Below are 14,724 nucleotides of genomic sequence, written 5' to 3' on the forward strand. Positions count from 1 at the left end.
CGACGCCGGGGCGCTCGCCCAGTGGCGGGCGGGGCGCGCCATGGTTCCGGGACTCGGCGCCGCGCTCAGCGCACCGAGATCGCCCAGGTGATCAGGCCGGCGCTCACCGCGGTGAGCGTGAGAGCGACCAGGAACACCACGTCGGCGGTGCGCTCGACCCGATGGTTGCGCTTGTGGTGACGGGTGCGCAGCGCCCAGTAGGCGAGCAGGCAGGCGGCGAGGTAGAGGATCGCGTCGCCGGCCAGCAGGTCGTCGACGAACAGGTCCGCCTTACGCAGCGAGATCACCACGCGGATGATGCCGATCACCGTCAGGCACACGCCGACCATCCCCGCCGAGGCGGTGAAGATGTGCACGCACAGGTCGTAGTCGAGCAGGCGGCTGGCGGGATCGTCGCGGCGCATGGTTCGCGCTCCGGTCGTGGGCTCCGGGGGAAACGGAGCGTTGGACAACGCGGGCGCGACGAGTTCCCGGGGATGGGTCAGGCCGTCCTCAGAGCGGGGTGAGGTTGGCGTAGGCCGCCACCAGCCACTTGCTGCCGGCGTCGGCGAAATTCACCTGCAGCCGCGCGTGCGCACCGGCGCCTTCGGCGCTGAGCACCACGCCCTCGCCGAAGGTGGGATGGCTGACGCGCTGGCCCAGCTTCACCGGCAAGGCTTCTTCCAGCGAGGCGCTGCCGCCGTAGCGTGGCGCGCCGCTGTACATCGGGCGGCTGACCTGCACGCGCGGGCGTACTTCGTCGACCAGCTCGGCCGGCATCTCGGCGAGAAAGCGCGAGGGCCGCGCCAGCATCTCGGTGCCGTGCATGCGGCGCGATTCGGCGTGGGTGAGGAACAGCTTCTGCCGGGCGCGTGTGATGCCGACGTAGGCGAGCCGGCGTTCCTCTTCCAGCCGGCCTTCGTCCTCGACCGAGCGCTGGCTGGGGAACAGGCCCTCCTCCATGCCGACCAGGAACACCACCGGGAATTCCAGGCCCTTGGCCGAGTGCAGGGTCATCAGCTGCACGCAGTCGTCCCAGGCCTCGCCCTGGCCTTCGCCGGCTTCCAGCGCGGCGTGCGAGAGGAAGGCGGCCAGCTCCGACAGGCCGGCGTCGACGTCCTCGGCGGTTGGCTCGAAGCGGCTGGCGACGTTGACCAGCTCGTCCAGGTTCTCGGTGCGCGACTCGGCGTTGCCGCGGCTGTCCTTCTCGTAGAAGTCGCGCAGGCCGGTGTGGCTGATGGCGTGGTCCATCTGCTCGGCGAGGGTGAGGCCGCGGCCGTCCGGATCGTCCGCCGGCGGGGCGAAGTCGCGCGCCATCTGCTCGATCAGGGTGAGGAAGGCCTTCACCGCATTCTTGGCGCGTCCGGCCAGCTCGCTGGCACCGGAGAGTTCACTCAGCGCCGCTTCCCACATCGAGGTGTTGCTGACGCGGGCGCGCCGGCGCAGCACGTCCAGCGTGCGGTCGCCGATGCCGCGCGGTGGCGTATTCACGGCGCGCTCGAAGGCGGCGTCGTCGTGGCGGTTGGCGGTGAGCCGCAGGTAGGCCAGCGCGTCCTTGATTTCCGCGCGCTCGAAGAAGCGCAGGCCGCCGTACACGCGGTACGGGATGTTGCGCTGGGACAGCTGTTCCTCGAAGTTGCGCGACTGCGCGTTGGAACGGTAGAGGATCGCGCAGTCCTTGGCGTCGCCGTGCTCCTCGATGTATTCGCGGATGCGCTCGACCACGAAGCGCGCCTCGTCCTGTTCGTTGTAGGCGGCATACAGCGCGATGCGCTCGCCGTCGCCGCCGTCGGTCCACAGCTGCTTGCCGAGGCGGCCGCCGTTGCGTGCGATCACCGCGTTGGCGGCTTTCAGGATGGTCGCGGTGGAGCGGTAGTTCTGCTCCAGCTTGATCGTGCGGGCGCCGGGGAAATCCTTCAGGAACTGCTGCACATTCTCCACTTTCGCGCCGCGCCAGCCGTAGATCGCCTGGTCGTCGTCGCCGACCACGAACACCTGGCCCGTCGCACCGGCGAGCACGCGGATCCACGCGTACTGCAGGGTGTTGGTGTCCTGGAACTCGTCGATCAGCAGGTAGCGCCAGCGGTGCTGGTAGTGCTCCAGCACGGCCGGGTTCTTCAGCCACAGCTCGTGGGCGCGCAGCAGCAGCTCGGCGAAGTCGACCAGGCCGGCGCGGCGGCAGGCATCCTCGTAGGCCTGGTAGATCTGCACGAAGGCGCGGGTGACCGGGTGGTCGTGGTGCTCGATGTTCTCCGGGCGTTTGCCCTCGTCCTTCCAGCTGTTGATCTGCCAGCAGGCCTGGCGCGGCGGGAACTTCGCGTCGTCCAGCCCCAGCCCGGCGACCACGCGCTTGACCAGCCGCTGCTGGTCGTCCGAATCGAGGATCTGAAAGCCCTCCGGCAGCCCGGCCTCGGCCCAGTGTCGGCGCAGCAGCCGATGCGCGATGCCGTGGAAGGTGCCGACGGTGAGGCCCTGCGTGCTCTGCGGGATCAGTGCACCGAGCCGCGCGCGCATCTCGCCGGCGGCCTTGTTGGTGAAGGTGACGGCGAGGATCGCCCACGGCGGTACCTGTTCCACCTCGCACAGCCAGCCGATGCGGTGGGTAAGCACGCGGGTCTTGCCGGAGCCGGCGCCGGCCAGCACCAGGTAGTGGCCGGGCGGGGCGCAGACGGCTTCGCGTTGCGCGTCGTTGAGCGAATCGATCAGGTGCGAGACATCCATCCGCACCATTGTAGCGGCGCCGAGGCGATTGCTCCGGGTAAAAGAAGGCCGCCGCCCCTGCGGGCGACGGCCGGATGTCCTCGCGGATGAGGCCTCAGCGCTTGCTGACGAAACCGCCGATGGCCAGTACGCCGCCGATCACGATGCCGGCGATGCCGACCCACTGCGGGATGGCCTTGTCGTGGGTTGCGGTGATTTGTGCCGGGCCCAGCTTGGCGACGGTATCGGTCTTCTTGTAGCTGCCGTTGCCTAGGGTGACCCAGATGCCAGCGGCCAACAGCACGACGCCGACGATGATGAGACCTGCGCGCATGGGTGATCCTCCTGTTTGGGTGCGCCGATCATACGGGGTCGGCGCGTGCAGGCCGGGTGCACGTCGCCCGCTTCGTTCATGTCCGGCGGGCGAAAAAAAAACCCCGAAGGCTAGGGGGTGCCTTCGGGGCCGGGTTTGGCGAAGCGGCCCAGGGGAAGACCGGTATCGCCGCGATACGGAGGCCCAGGGGAAGGCGCGTATCGGATGGGTTCTCCAGGGAGGGGTTGAACCCATGGATGCCGTTGCGTGCATCCGATGGGATAGATCGTCCGAAGCCGGGAAAAGTTGCCCTCGCTTCCAGGAAAGATTTAGCGCCGATTCATTTGACGAAAATCCAACAACCGCGCGGGTTCAGTGCGCCTCGTCCCAGTTGGCGCCAACGCCCACGTCGACCAGCAGCGGCACCTTCAGTTCGGCCGCGCCGCTCATCCGCGCGACCACGCCCTCACGCACCGCGTCGACCGCGTCGGCGCGCACTTCGAACACCAGTTCATCGTGCACCTGCATCAGCATGCGGGCGTCGTCGCGGCCGGCGAGCCAGCCATCCACGGCGATCATCGCCCGCTTGATGATGTCCGCCGCGCTGCCCTGCATCGGCGCGTTCACCGCGGCGCGCTCGGCGCCCTGTCGCAACGCCTGGTTGCGGGCGCTGAGGTTCTCCAGGTACAGCCGGCGGCCGAAGATGGTCTGCACGTAGCCGTCGCGGTGCGCCTGCGCGCGGGTGGTCTCCATGAAGGCGTGCACGCCGGGGTAGCGGGCGAAGTAGCGCGCCATGTAGTCGCCGGCCTCGCCGCGGTCCACACCGAGCTGTTTGGCCAGGCCGAAGGCACTCATGCCGTACATCAGGCCGAAGTTGATCGCCTTGGCGGCGCGACGCTGGTTGGCGCTGACCTCCTCCGGTGGCAGGCCAAACACCTCCGCCGCGGTGGCCCGGTGCACGTCGCCGCCCTCGTGGAAGGCCTTGAGCAGGCCTTCGTCGCCGGACAGGTGGGCCATGATGCGCAGCTCGATCTGCGAATAGTCCGCCGCCATCACCCGCCAGCCTTCGGGAGCGATGAAAGCCTGGCGGATGCGCCGGCCCTCCTCGGTGCGCACCGGGATGTTCTGCAGGTTCGGATCGGAGGATGAGATCCGACCGGTCGCCGCGCCGCCCTGGTGGTAGCTGGTGTGCACGCGACCGGTGCGCGGATTGACCATGCCGGAAAGCTTGTCGGTATAGGTCGAGCGCAGCTTGGCCAGGCCGCGGTAGTCGAGGATCAGCCGCGGCAGCGGGTGGTCGTCGGCGATCGCTTCCAGTGCCTCTTCGTTGGTCGAGGGCTGGCCCTTGGGCGTCTTCACCCTGGCCGCCAGGCCGAGCTCATCGAACAGGATCGCCTGCAGCTGCTTGGGCGAATCGAGGTTGAAGTCGCGGCCGGCTTCGGCATACGCCTGCTGCTGGATCTCGTGCATGCGCTTGCCGAGCTGCTGGCTCTGCTTGCGCAGTTCGTTCACGTCGATCAATACGCCGCGCTGTTCCATCCGCGCCAGCACCGGCACCAGCGGCATCTCGATGGTCTCGTAGACCTGGCGCAGCTTCGGTTCGCTTTCCAGCTTCGGCCATAGCGCACGGTGCAGACGCAGGGTGACGTCGGCGTCCTCGGCGGCGTAGTCGCGCGCGGTCTCCAGATCGACCTGGGAAAAGGAAATCTGTTTGGCACCCTTGCCGGCCACCTGCTCGTACTTGATCGTCTCGTAGCCGAGGTACTTGCTCGCCAGCGAATCCATGTCGTGCCGCGTGGCGGTGGCGTTCCACACGAAGGACTCGAGCAGGGTGTCGTGCTTCAACCCCTGCACGGTGATGCCGTACTGGCTGAGCACGTTGATGTCGTACTTGGCGTGCTGGCCGAGCTTGGGTCGCGCGGGGTTCTCCAGGAGCGGCTTCAGCGCGGCCAGCGTGGCGGCACGGTCCAGCTGCGCGGGCGCGCCGGGGTAGTCGTGCGCCAGCGGGATGTAGCAGGCGTGGCCGGTCTCGACCGCGAACGAGGCGCCGACGATCTCTGCCTGCATCGCGTCCAAGCTGGTGGTCTCGGTGTCGAAGGCGATCAGCTCGGCTTTCTCCAGCTTCGCCAGCCAGGCGTCGAGCTGGGCCGGGGTGGTGACCAGTTCGTAGCTGCCCGGCGCGTTGTCTGCGGGTAGGAGCGCACCCTGTGCGCGATCGTCTTCGGCCGCATCAGGAGCAAGAGCATCGCGCACGGGGTGCGCTCCTACCGGGGCGTCGGCGCTGTCCAGTTCCTTCAGCGCCTGCTTGAACTCGTAGCGGGTGTAGAGCTCGCGCAGCGTCGCCACGTCGGCCTCGCGGCGGGCCAGGTCGGTCGGCCCCTGTTCGAGCGCGACGTCGGTCTTGATGGTGACCAGGTCGCGCGACAGCGGCAGCTGCGGCAGCGCGGCGCGCAGGCTCTCGCCGATCTTGCCGCCGACCTCGCCGGCGTGCGCGATCACGCCGTCCAGCGAGTCGTATTCGGCCAGCCACTTGGCGGCGGTCTTCGGGCCGCACTTGGGCACGCCGGGGACGTTGTCGACGGTGTCGCCGGTGAGCGCGAGGAAGTCGATGATGCGCTCGGGCGGCACGCCGAACTTGTCCTTGACGGCGTCGGCATTCATCACCGTGCCGGTCATGGTGTTGACCAGGGTGATGTGCGGGCTGACCAGCTGCGCCATGTCCTTGTCGCTGGTGGAGACCTCCACCTCGATGCCGGCCGCCTCGGCCTGCCGCGCCAGCGTGCCGATCACGTCGTCGGCTTCCACTCCGGGCACACGCAGGATCGGGAAGCCCAGCGCCTCGACGATCGCCAGCATCGGCTCGACCTGCGCGCGCAGGTCGTCCGGCATCGGCGGTCGGTTCGCCTTGTACTGGTCGTACATGTCGTCGCGGAAAGTCTTGCCGGGCGCATCGCTGACGAAGGCGAGGTAGTCCGGATTCGCCTTCAGCGTGGCGCGCAGCATGTTGACCACGCCGAACAGCGCGCCGGTCGGCTCGCCCTGGGCGTTGGTCAGCGGCGGCAGTGCGTGGAAGGCGCGGTAGAGATAGGAGGAACCGTCGATCAGGATGAGCTTGGCCATGCGAGGCATTCTCGCATGGGCTTGCGCTGGCGACCGCTGCGACATGCCTTCAGCATTTGCGCGGGGTGGCCGCTGCTATGCTGCGGACCTGTCCCCTGCGTGAGGTTACGCGCCATGTCCGCCCGCCTTCCCCTGGCTCTCGCCACCCTGCTGCTCGCTGCGCAGGTGCATGCGCAGGATGTTCCGGCCAAACCCGACCTGCCGGCCCTGCCGCCGCCGGGCCTCAACGATCCGGGCGTGAACACGGCCACCGCCCCCGCTCCGGCGAAGACCGCGCCGGCTCCGGAATCGACGCCCGCCGAGCTCACCCCGACCCATCTGCCCGGCAAGCCGATCCCGCTGCCGCGGGCACCGGGCGACCACCGTCCGACGGAGGCGATCCCCCAGGTCAGCGTGCATCGCGAGGGCGACCAGACGGTGCAGGAGTACCGTCGCAGCGGCCGCCTGTACATGGTGGTGGTAACTCCGAAGAACGGGATCCAGCAGACCTACATGGTCGACCCGAACGGGCGCTGGGTCGACGAACACGGCCAGAAGCCGGTGGGTCCGGTGATGTACAAGATCCTGGAATGGGGCAAGAGTCGCCCGCCGGCCGAGACCAGGGACAGCGGCGACAACGGCTCGAACTGAGTCGCGCAGGATGCCGCTGCGCGACAGCTGGCTGCTCTTCGCGCTGGGCTCGGCGTGCTTCGCCGCGCTCACCGCGATCTTCGGCAAGCTGGGTGTGGCCGGCATCAACTCCAATCTCGCCACTTTCATCCGCACGGTGGTGATCCTCGGCGTGACGGCCGCCATCCTCAGCCTGCGCGGTGAATGGGCGAAACCCTCCGGACTGCCCTGGCACAGCTGGCTGTTCCTGGTGCTGTCCGGCATCGCCACCGGCCTGAGCTGGCTGTGCTACTACCGCGCGCTGCAGCTCGGCCCGGTGAGCAAGGTGGCGCCGATCGACAAGCTCAGCGTGGCGATCGCCATCGTGCTGGGGCTGGTGTTCCTGGGCGAGAAGCCGAGCCTGCCGCTGCTCGTCGGCGGTACCCTGATCGTGGCGGGCGCCATGGTGATCGCCCTGTTCTAAGCATCCCGCCGTAGGAGCCCGCTCGCGGGCGATGCTCCTGCTCCTGATCTCCATCGAAGAAAAGGAAAGAGAAAGAGCATCGCCCGCGAGCGGGCTCCTACGGGGCCTTCGCTTCCTCAGCCATCCAGCTCCGGGTAGTGGCGAAAGATGCCCTGCGTATTGAATGCGATGCGACGCGGCGACGCGATATAGGCGGCGATGTTCGGACGCTGCTCTATCCGGTCCGCCAGCGCACGCAGGCGGGTCGTCCGCCGCGCCAGCCGGCGCATCGCCTTCGGGTAGGCATACTCGAGTCCGCGCACCAGCTGGAACAGCGACAGATCGACGTAGGAGTGCCGTCCCAGCGCGTGACGCCCGCCGGCCGCCTCCAGCATCTGCTCGAAGTAGCCGAGGAAGCGCGGCAGGCGCTCGCGGCGGAACACCTCGGCGCGCCGGATCGCCTCGTCGCGCTGCTCCTCGTAATACAGCGAGCCGGCGACTGGATGGTGGTTGTCGTGGACCTCGGCAACGGCGTCGGCGATGGTCAGCTGCCACTGCAGCGCCTGCAGGCGCCGCGATTCCGCTTTCGGCACCAGCGCCAGCGGCGGACCGAGGAAGTGCAGGATGTTCGCGACCTGCGCGATCACCGATCGCCCGGCCTTGAGGAACGGCGGCGCGAACGGCCTCGCCCCGGCCATCTTGCCGTCCAGGAAGGGCCGCATCGCCCGATCGCCTTCGACCCGCGCCACGTCGACGTAATCCGCGCCGGCGTCTTCCAGCGCCAGGCGCACGAATTCGCCGCGGCCCTGGATGCCGGTCCAGTAGTAGAGCTGATAGCGCATGGCGGAGTCCTCGCCGGAAGATGCGCGGAGGCTAGCCGGCACCGGTTCAAGCCGGCGTGTTCGGCCGGACCGCTAGACGCGGGCCAGCACGGCGACGTGCACGTCGCTGCGCCAGGCGAAACCCAGGCTTTCGTAGAGGCGGATCGCCGGTGCGTTGTCGCGCCACGCGTGCAGGAAGGCGGTATCGCCGCGCGCGGCGATCAGCGATGCCACGTGCTGCGACAGCCGGCGCGCCAGACCGCGGCCGCGGAAGTCGGGATGGGTGCAGACGCCGCTGAGCTCGGTCCAGCCGGGGAAGCGCATGCGCTCGCCGGCCATCGCGGCCAGCCGGCCGGCGATGCGGACGCCGTGGAACCGGCCCATGCGATGCGTGTGCGCCAGGAACGGCCCGGGCTGGGTGAGTTGCGCCAGCGCCAGCATCTCGGCCGCATCGTCGTCACCCAGCGGAACGATGTCGCCGGTGTCCGGCTCCGGCGCGAGCGGCGCATCCGCCACCATCTGCACACCCCAGGCCTGCCTCACGGCAGCGAGACCGGGCGGGACGGTGATGGCCGGCACCTGCAGCTGGTAGACCTGCTCGCCGGCCCCGACCAGGGCGGCCAGTGCAGCGAGCGCCTCGTCGCCGTCGTCGCATGCCGAGGCAAACAGGTTCACATCCGGGAGATAACGCCGCGCCCGCGCGTCGCCCAGCGACAGCGCTTCGTGCGCCGTCGACAGGCTGGACCAGACCGGGCGGTCGAGCGGATGCACGGCGTCGCGGCGATCAGTGGCGGAAGTGGCGCATGCCGGTGAACACCATCGCCATGCCGTGCTCGTCGGCGGCTGCGATGACTTCTGCGTCGCGCATCGAGCCGCCCGGCTGGATCACTGCGCTGATGCCGGCTGCGGCGGCCGCATCGATGCCGTCGCGGAACGGGAAGAACGCATCGGAGGCCATCACCGAGCCGCGCACTTCCAGCTTCTCGTCGGCGGCCTTGATGCCGGCGATCTTCGCGCTGTACACGCGGCTCATCTGGCCGGCGCCGATGCCGATGGTCTGGCGGTCCTTCGCGTAGACGATGGCGTTGGACTTGACGAACTTGGCCACCTTCCAGGCGAAGATCAGGTCGTCGATCTGTTGCGGCGTCGGTGCCACCTTGGTCACGACCTTCAGGTCCTCGGCCTTGACCATGCCGGTGTCGGCGGTCTGGATCAGCAGGCCCGAGCCGACACGCTTGACGTTGTTGCCTGGGTGCGCGGCAACCAGGTCGGTACCCGGCGGCACCGGAATCTCCAGCACGCGCACGTTGCCCTTCTTCGCGAACGCCTTCAGCGCGTCGTCGTTGTAGGACGGCGCCAGCACCACCTCGACGAACTGGCGCGCCACGATCGCCTGCGCGGTGGCGCCGTCGCACTCGCGGTTGAACGCGATGATGCCGCCGAAGGCCGAGGTCGGGTCGGTCTGGTAGGCCAGGTCGTAGGCCTTGCCGATGCCGTCCAGGCTCACCGCCACGCCGCAGGGGTTGGCGTGCTTGACGATCACGCAGGCCGGCTTGACGAAGCTGCGCACGCATTCCCACGCGGCATCGGCGTCGGCGATGTTGTTGAAGGACAGTTCCTTGCCCTGCAGCTGCCGGAACGTGGCCAGCGTGCCGGCGTGCGGATACAGGTCGCGGTAGAACGCCGCGCTCTGGTGCGGGTTCTCGCCGTAGCGCAGGTCCATCACCTTGACGAAGCGGCCGTTGCTCTGCGCCGGGAAGGCCTCGTGGCCGGCGATCGCCGCGTGCGCGTCGTCGAGCTTGAGGCCGGAGAGGTAGTCGCTGATCGCGCCGTCGTAGTTGGCCACGTTGTTGAACGCGGCGACCGACAGCCTGAAGCGGGTGGCGCGGGTCAGGCCACCCTGCTGTTCGATCTCGGCGATCGCCTCGTCGTACTGTGCCGGGTCGGTGAGCACGCCCACGTCGTTCCAGTTCTTCGCCGCCGAGCGCAGCATCGCGGGGCCGCCGATGTCGATGTTCTCGATCGCGTCTTCCAGCGTGCAATCCGGCTTGGCGACGGTCGCTTCGAACGGATACAGATTCAGCACCAGCAGGTCGATCGGCGCGATACCGAGTTCGGCCATCACCGCGTCGTCGGTGCCGCGACGGCCGAGCAGGGCGCCGTGCACCTTCGGGTGCAGCGTCTTGACGCGACCGTCCATGATTTCCGGGAAGCCGGTGATCTCGCTGACGTCGGTGACGGCGATGCCGGCCTCGCGCAGGGCTTTCGCCGTGCCGCCGGTCGACAGCAGCTGCACGCCGGCGGCAGCCAGGCGCTTGCCCAGGTCGAGCAGCCCGGTCTTGTCGGAGACACTGAGCAGGGCGCGGCGGACGGGCGTGACGGCGGGGGCGGGCATGGCGGCTTCCAGGGCTTCGGGAGCCGGCGATTATAGCCCAGGAGGCCCGCGGCATTCCGCCCGTTGCAGGGAATCAACCGGCGGTATGGACGGCCAAACGAAAAGGACCCCGCAGGGCCCCGATCATCGCGCGGCGGCTTGCCGAAGGTCAGAGCAGGCCGTGCTGGGCCAGCTTCTTGCGCAGCGTGGCGCGGTTGATGCCCAGCGCGGTGGCCGCGCGGCTCTGGTTGCCTTCATGGAACGCCATCACCTCGCGCAGGAGCGGCCCCTCGACCTCGTGGATCACCAGCGCGTGCAGCCCCTCGCTGCATTCCGTGTCACCGATGTCGGCGAGGTAGCGACGCACGGTGCGCGCGACACACTCGCTCAGCGCGCTCTGCGACGAGGCATCCCGGCCGGCCTCTGGGACAGGCAGTCTCACGGCATTCAAAGGCATATCCCTCACGTCCTAGGGCGACGGCTGCATCGGCCGTCGCCTCGATCTGATTGGTGGTTGCCGCGGAAGCGGCAGGCAGCCGATGTCGAACGACCTGCTGCGCGAAGGCACCGAGTGTACTCGCGCCGGGGTGCAAAATTAAGTGCGTGGCGCCCTTGACTATTCGAAGCCGAACTCGAACGCCACGGCCCTGCGGCCGGGATCCTCGACCTCCAGCACGACGGCGGTGGTCGCGCCGGGCGCCATGCCGGCGCGCAGGCTTTCACTGTCGTCCAGGTACTCGGACGGTCGCAGGCGGCGCATCGCCACGTGATGCCCCTGCGGATCGGACAGCACGAGGGTGATGATCGGATAGGGCTGGGCGAACGGGGCATCGTTGCGGAACGTGGCGCTGATCATCAGTGCGCCCTTGACGCTGGGGTGCGCCTCCACGTCGCGGGCGATCAGGTGCATCTGCTGCACACTGCGCACCAGTGGCAGCCGACAGCCAAGGACGGTGCACGCCTGCCGCAGCCAGGGGCCGGTCACCGGATCCGACAACAGGGTGTTGCGCTGGGCCCATGCGACCTGGGCGCCGAGCAGCAGCGTCAGCAGCAGACACACCGTCACCCAGGGCCATCGGCGCTCCCCCAGACCGTCGTCCGATGCGCTGCGTCGCCGCCGCCGGGCGAAGCGCGGGGCGATGTCCTGGTCCTGCCAGGCGACGGGAAGTCCGTTCGCCCCCACCACGGCCTCCGGCTCGGGGCGTGGCCGATACACGGCCAGCTCCAGCTGGGGCGGAGGGCCGGCCACGGCCGGCGGCGCCAGGCGCTGGAAGGGTTCGGGTGGTAGCTGGCTGGCGATGCAGGCGAGCGCATCGAACACCGTCTGGCAATGTCCGCATTGCACGTGCCCACCCGCCGGCATCAGGGCGTCGGCGTCGAGCGAGAAGACGGTGAGGCAGTCAGGGCACTGGGTGTACATGCGGACCGGCGCGGCGAAGTGCCGCCAGCCTAGTGCAGCGGCGGCGACAAATCATCGGGGCATTGCGCAGAACCGGTGGCTCAGCGGCGGCGCCCGCTGATGCGGACCCAGTCCTCGCGCCGGTCCACGCGCAGTTCGTCGAACCATTCGGCGTAGCGCGCGAGCAGTTCGTCCTGCTGGCCGTCCAGGATGCCGGAGATGGCGAACGGCGCACCCGGCTTCGCCGCGGCGGCGAAGGTCGGTGCCAGTTCGCACAGCGGTCCGGCCAGGATGTTGGCGACGAACACGTCGGCCGGCGGGGCGTGGAAATCTTCCGGCAGGCAAACGCTGAGACGTTCCGCCACGCCGTTGCGCTCGGCATTGTCGAGCGAGGCAGTGAGCGCTTGCGGATCGTTGTCCACGCCGACCGCGCTGGCGGCGCCGAGCTTGAGTGCGGCGATGGCGAGGATGCCGGAACCGCAGCCGAAGTCGGTCACCGTCCTGCCGGTGAGGTCGAGCGAGTCCAGCCACTCCAGGCACAGCGCCGTGGTGGGGTGGGTGCCGCTGCCGAAGGCCAGGCCCGGATCGAGCCGCACCACCACGAGGGCGTCGTCGGCCGGTGGCTCGATGTTCCACGGATAGATCCAGGTCCGACGGCCGAAGGCCATCGGCTGGAACTGGTCCATCCAGGCGCGCTCCCAGTCCTGGTCTTCGACGTCGGTGAAGGCGAGCTGGTCCGGTTCCACCCAGGGCAGCAGCTCGGCCACCGCCTCGCCCAGGCCGCGGCGGTCGGTGTCGGCCTCGAACAGCGCGTTCAGCGTGATCGTCGGCCACAGCGGCAGCTCGCCCACGCCGGGTTCGAAGATCGCCTGCTCGTCGGGCGTTTCCGCATCGGCGTCGCGCAGGGTGATGGACAGCGCGCCGAGCTCCTCCAGCGCCTCCTCGACCTGGGGCTGCTGTTCGGCGCGGACGGTGAGGGAGAGTTCGAGGAAGGGCATGGTGTGTCCAGAAAACGGTAGGAGCGCACCCTGTGCGCGAACGCTTCTCCTAGATCGATGATCGAGAGCGTTCGCGCAAAGGGTGCGCTCCTACAGGGTTGCGTCAGTGATCCGCGGGCGGATGGCCCTTCTGCTCGGCCATGCGCTTTTCCAGGTAGTGGATGTTCTGCCCGCCCTGCTGGAAGCCGACGTCGGCCATGATGCGCTGCTGCAGCGGGATGTTGCACTTCACCCCTTCGATCACCGTCTCGGCCAGCGCCAGGCGCATGCGCGCGATGGCGGTGGCGCGATCACGCCCGTGCACGATCAGCTTGCCGATCATTGAGTCGTAGTTCGGCGGGATGCGGTAGCCGTCGTACAGGTGGGTATCCACGCGCACGCCCGGGCCGCCCGGAGCCTCGAAGCGCTTCACCGTGCCGGGCGAGGGCATGAAGTTGTCCGGGTCCTCCGCGTTGATGCGGCACTCGATCGCGTGGCCGGTGATCTTGATGTCCTCCTGCCGGATCGACAGCTTCTCGCCACCGGCGATCAGCAGCTGCTCGCGCACGAGGTCGATCCCGGTGATCAGCTCGGTCACCGGATGCTCGACCTGGATGCGGGTGTTCATCTCGATGAAGTAGAAGCGGCCGTTCTCGAACAGGAACTCGAAGGTGCCGGCGCCGCGGTAGCCGATGCGGATGCAGGCATCCACGCAGACCTTGCCGATCTGCTCGCGCAGCTCCGGGGTGATGCCTGGCGCCGGCGCCTCCTCCACCACCTTCTGGTGGCGGCGCTGCATCGAGCAGTCGCGCTCACCCAGGTGGATCGCGTTGCCCTGGCCGTCGGCCAGCACCTGGATCTCCACGTGGCGCGGGTTCTCCAGGAATTTCTCCATGTACACCATGTCGTTGCCGAAGGCTGCCTTGGCCTCCTGCTTGGTCATGGTGATGGCATTGCCCAGGTGCGCCTCGGTGCGCACCACGCGCATGCCGCGGCCGCCGCCGCCGCCGGCGGCCTTGATGATCACCGGGTAGCCGATCTCGCGCGCGATGCGCATGTTCTCTTCATTGTCTTCGCCCAGCGGGCCGCCGGAGCCCGGCACGCAGGGCACGCCGGCCGCCTTCATCGCCTTGATCGCCTCGACCTTGTCGCCCATCAGGCGGATCACGTCGGCGGTCGGGCCAATGAAGATGAAGCCGGACTGCTCCACCTGCTCGGCGAAGTCGGCGCGCTCGGAGAGGAAGCCGTAGCCCGGGTGGATCGCCTGGGCGTCGGTGATCTCCGCCGCGGCGATGATGCGCGGGATGTTGAGGTAGCTGTCGGTCGATGGCGCCGGACCGATGCAGATCGCCTCGTCGGCCAGGCCCACGTGCTTGAGGTTTCGGTCGGCGGTGGAGTGCACTGCGACCGTCTTGATGCCAAGGCTGTGGCAGGCGCGCAGCACGCGCAGCGCGATCTCGCCGCGGTTGGCAATGACGACTTTTTCTAGCATCGGAATATGTCCTGCCGGATCAGGCGATGACGAACATCGGCTGGTCGAATTCCACCGGCTGGCCGTTCTCGACCAGGATGGCCTGCACCGTGCCGCCGACGTCGGCTTCGATCTGGTTGAACATCTTCATCGCCTCGATGATGCCGATCGTCTCGCCCTGCTTGACCTGCTGGCCGACCTTCACGAACGCCGGGGCACCCGGGGTGGAGGAGGCGTAGAAGGTGCCGACCATCGGCGCCTTGACCACATGGCCGGCCGGCAGCGCGTCGGCGGCAGGCGCCGCGTCGGCTGCCGGGGCGGCGGCCACCGGGGCCGCCGGAGCAGGCGCCGCGACCGGCATTGCCGCCGGTGCCGGGGCGGCCACGGTGATGCCGCCCTTGGGCACGCGCGACAGGCGGACGACTTCCTCGCCCTCCTTGATTTCCAGTTCGGCGAGGTTGGACTCCTCGAGCAGGTCGATGAGCTTCTTGATCTTGCGCAGGTCCATAAGACAAACCT

14 protein-coding genes are annotated in these 14,724 nt (G+C 68.8%); 2 read left to right on the top strand and 12 right to left on the bottom strand.

Annotation, left to right across the window (positions count from 1 at the left end; all coding sequences use genetic code 11):
• Positions 1–65 precede the first annotated feature (65 nt).
• The 4 genes from ATSB10_RS16410 to polA form a co-directional block, all read right to left on the bottom strand.
• A complete protein-coding gene (locus ATSB10_RS16410) occupies positions 66–404 on the bottom strand; it encodes a hypothetical protein (protein WP_063673806.1) in 339 nt (112 codons plus the stop codon).
• Between the two features lie 88 nt (positions 405–492).
• Positions 493–2,700, bottom strand: a complete 2,208-nt coding sequence (gene uvrD / locus ATSB10_RS16415) for a DNA helicase II (protein ID WP_063674543.1) — start codon at positions 2,698–2,700, stop codon at positions 493–495.
• Positions 2,701–2,794: 94 nt separating this feature from the next.
• Complete coding sequence (locus ATSB10_RS16420; protein WP_063673807.1) at positions 2,795–3,013, bottom strand: hypothetical protein; 219 nt, start codon at positions 3,011–3,013, stop codon at positions 2,795–2,797.
• Between the two features lie 351 nt (positions 3,014–3,364).
• Positions 3,365–6,112: a DNA polymerase I gene (polA, locus tag ATSB10_RS16425; protein ID WP_063673808.1), complete on the bottom strand. Its 2,748-nt coding sequence runs from the start codon at positions 6,110–6,112 to the stop codon at positions 3,365–3,367.
• Between the two features lie 114 nt (positions 6,113–6,226).
• Here polA and ATSB10_RS16430 point away from each other — a divergent pair, with 114 nt between their 5' ends.
• Both ATSB10_RS16430 and ATSB10_RS16435 read left to right on the top strand, forming a co-directional pair.
• Complete coding sequence (locus ATSB10_RS16430; protein ID WP_063673809.1) at positions 6,227–6,742, top strand: DUF2782 domain-containing protein; 516 nt, start codon at positions 6,227–6,229, stop codon at positions 6,740–6,742.
• Between the two features lie 10 nt (positions 6,743–6,752).
• Entirely contained in the window at positions 6,753–7,184 is a 432-nt protein-coding gene (locus ATSB10_RS16435) for an EamA family transporter (RefSeq protein WP_063673810.1), read from the top strand.
• Positions 7,185–7,300: 116 nt separating this feature from the next.
• On the opposite strand, the gene ATSB10_RS16440 is transcribed toward ATSB10_RS16435, so the two are convergent.
• The 8 genes from ATSB10_RS16440 to accB all read right to left on the bottom strand — a co-directional run bounded on the left by ATSB10_RS16440 (position 7,301) and on the right by accB (position 14,713).
• Complete coding sequence (locus ATSB10_RS16440; RefSeq protein WP_063673811.1) at positions 7,301–8,005, bottom strand: glutathione S-transferase; 705 nt, start codon at positions 8,003–8,005, stop codon at positions 7,301–7,303.
• Between the two features lie 72 nt (positions 8,006–8,077).
• Positions 8,078–8,755: a GNAT family N-acetyltransferase gene (locus tag ATSB10_RS16445; RefSeq protein ID WP_063673812.1), complete on the bottom strand. Its 678-nt coding sequence runs from the start codon at positions 8,753–8,755 to the stop codon at positions 8,078–8,080.
• 13 nt (positions 8,756–8,768) lie between these two features.
• Positions 8,769–10,379 (bottom strand): bifunctional phosphoribosylaminoimidazolecarboxamide formyltransferase/IMP cyclohydrolase, encoded by a 1,611-nt coding sequence (gene purH / locus ATSB10_RS16450; protein ID WP_063673813.1) that lies wholly within the window; start codon positions 10,377–10,379, stop codon positions 8,769–8,771.
• A gap of 148 nt (positions 10,380–10,527) precedes the next feature.
• Positions 10,528–10,815 carry a helix-turn-helix domain-containing protein gene (locus ATSB10_RS16455; RefSeq protein ID WP_052329393.1) on the bottom strand — a complete coding sequence of 96 codons (288 nt, stop codon included), beginning with the start codon at positions 10,813–10,815 and terminating at the stop codon, positions 10,528–10,530.
• Positions 10,816–10,974: 159 nt separating this feature from the next.
• Positions 10,975–11,778 (bottom strand): zinc-ribbon and DUF3426 domain-containing protein, encoded by an 804-nt coding sequence (locus ATSB10_RS16460; RefSeq protein ID WP_063673814.1) that lies wholly within the window; start codon positions 11,776–11,778, stop codon positions 10,975–10,977.
• 80 nt (positions 11,779–11,858) lie between these two features.
• The gene (prmA, locus tag ATSB10_RS16465) at positions 11,859–12,755 is read right to left on the bottom strand and encodes a 50S ribosomal protein L11 methyltransferase (protein WP_063673815.1); all 897 of its coding nucleotides are present in this window, start codon (positions 12,753–12,755) and stop codon (positions 11,859–11,861) included.
• Positions 12,756–12,858: 103 nt separating this feature from the next.
• Positions 12,859–14,226: an acetyl-CoA carboxylase biotin carboxylase subunit gene (gene accC, locus ATSB10_RS16470; protein WP_063673816.1), complete on the bottom strand. Its 1,368-nt coding sequence runs from the start codon at positions 14,224–14,226 to the stop codon at positions 12,859–12,861.
• Between the two features lie 19 nt (positions 14,227–14,245).
• Positions 14,246–14,713 (bottom strand): acetyl-CoA carboxylase biotin carboxyl carrier protein, encoded by a 468-nt coding sequence (gene accB, locus ATSB10_RS16475; protein ID WP_063673817.1) that lies wholly within the window; start codon positions 14,711–14,713, stop codon positions 14,246–14,248.
• Between the last annotated feature and the right edge of the window lie 11 nt (positions 14,714–14,724).

Source organism: Dyella thiooxydans, assembly GCF_001641285.1.
Classification (GTDB): Bacteria; Pseudomonadota; Gammaproteobacteria; order Xanthomonadales; family Rhodanobacteraceae; genus Dyella_A; species Dyella_A thiooxydans.

Bases quoted from the DNA above. Each gene is read 5' to 3' on its own strand.
- ATSB10_RS16430 (WP_063673809.1), top strand. From the start codon at position 6,227: ATGTCCGCCCGCCTTCCCCTGGCTCTCGCCACCCTGCTGCTCGCTGCG.
- ATSB10_RS16410 (WP_063673806.1), bottom strand. From the start codon at position 404: ATGCGCCGCGACGATCCCGCCAGCCGCCTGCTCGACTACGACCTGTGC.
- uvrD (WP_063674543.1), bottom strand. From the start codon at position 2,700: ATGGATGTCTCGCACCTGATCGATTCGCTCAACGACGCGCAACGCGAA.
- accC (WP_063673816.1), bottom strand. From the start codon at position 14,226: ATGCTAGAAAAAGTCGTCATTGCCAACCGCGGCGAGATCGCGCTGCGC.
- prmA (WP_063673815.1), bottom strand. From the start codon at position 12,755: ATGCCCTTCCTCGAACTCTCCCTCACCGTCCGCGCCGAACAGCAGCCC.
- ATSB10_RS16440 (WP_063673811.1), bottom strand. From the start codon at position 8,005: ATGCGCTATCAGCTCTACTACTGGACCGGCATCCAGGGCCGCGGCGAA.
- ATSB10_RS16435 (WP_063673810.1), top strand. From the start codon at position 6,753: ATGCCGCTGCGCGACAGCTGGCTGCTCTTCGCGCTGGGCTCGGCGTGC.
- accB (WP_063673817.1), bottom strand. From the start codon at position 14,713: ATGGACCTGCGCAAGATCAAGAAGCTCATCGACCTGCTCGAGGAGTCC.
- ATSB10_RS16455 (WP_052329393.1), bottom strand. From the start codon at position 10,815: ATGCCTTTGAATGCCGTGAGACTGCCTGTCCCAGAGGCCGGCCGGGAT.
- polA (WP_063673808.1), bottom strand. From the start codon at position 6,112: ATGGCCAAGCTCATCCTGATCGACGGTTCCTCCTATCTCTACCGCGCC.
- ATSB10_RS16460 (WP_063673814.1), bottom strand. From the start codon at position 11,778: ATGTACACCCAGTGCCCTGACTGCCTCACCGTCTTCTCGCTCGACGCC.
- ATSB10_RS16420 (WP_063673807.1), bottom strand. From the start codon at position 3,013: ATGCGCGCAGGTCTCATCATCGTCGGCGTCGTGCTGTTGGCCGCTGGC.
- purH (WP_063673813.1), bottom strand. From the start codon at position 10,379: ATGCCCGCCCCCGCCGTCACGCCCGTCCGCCGCGCCCTGCTCAGTGTC.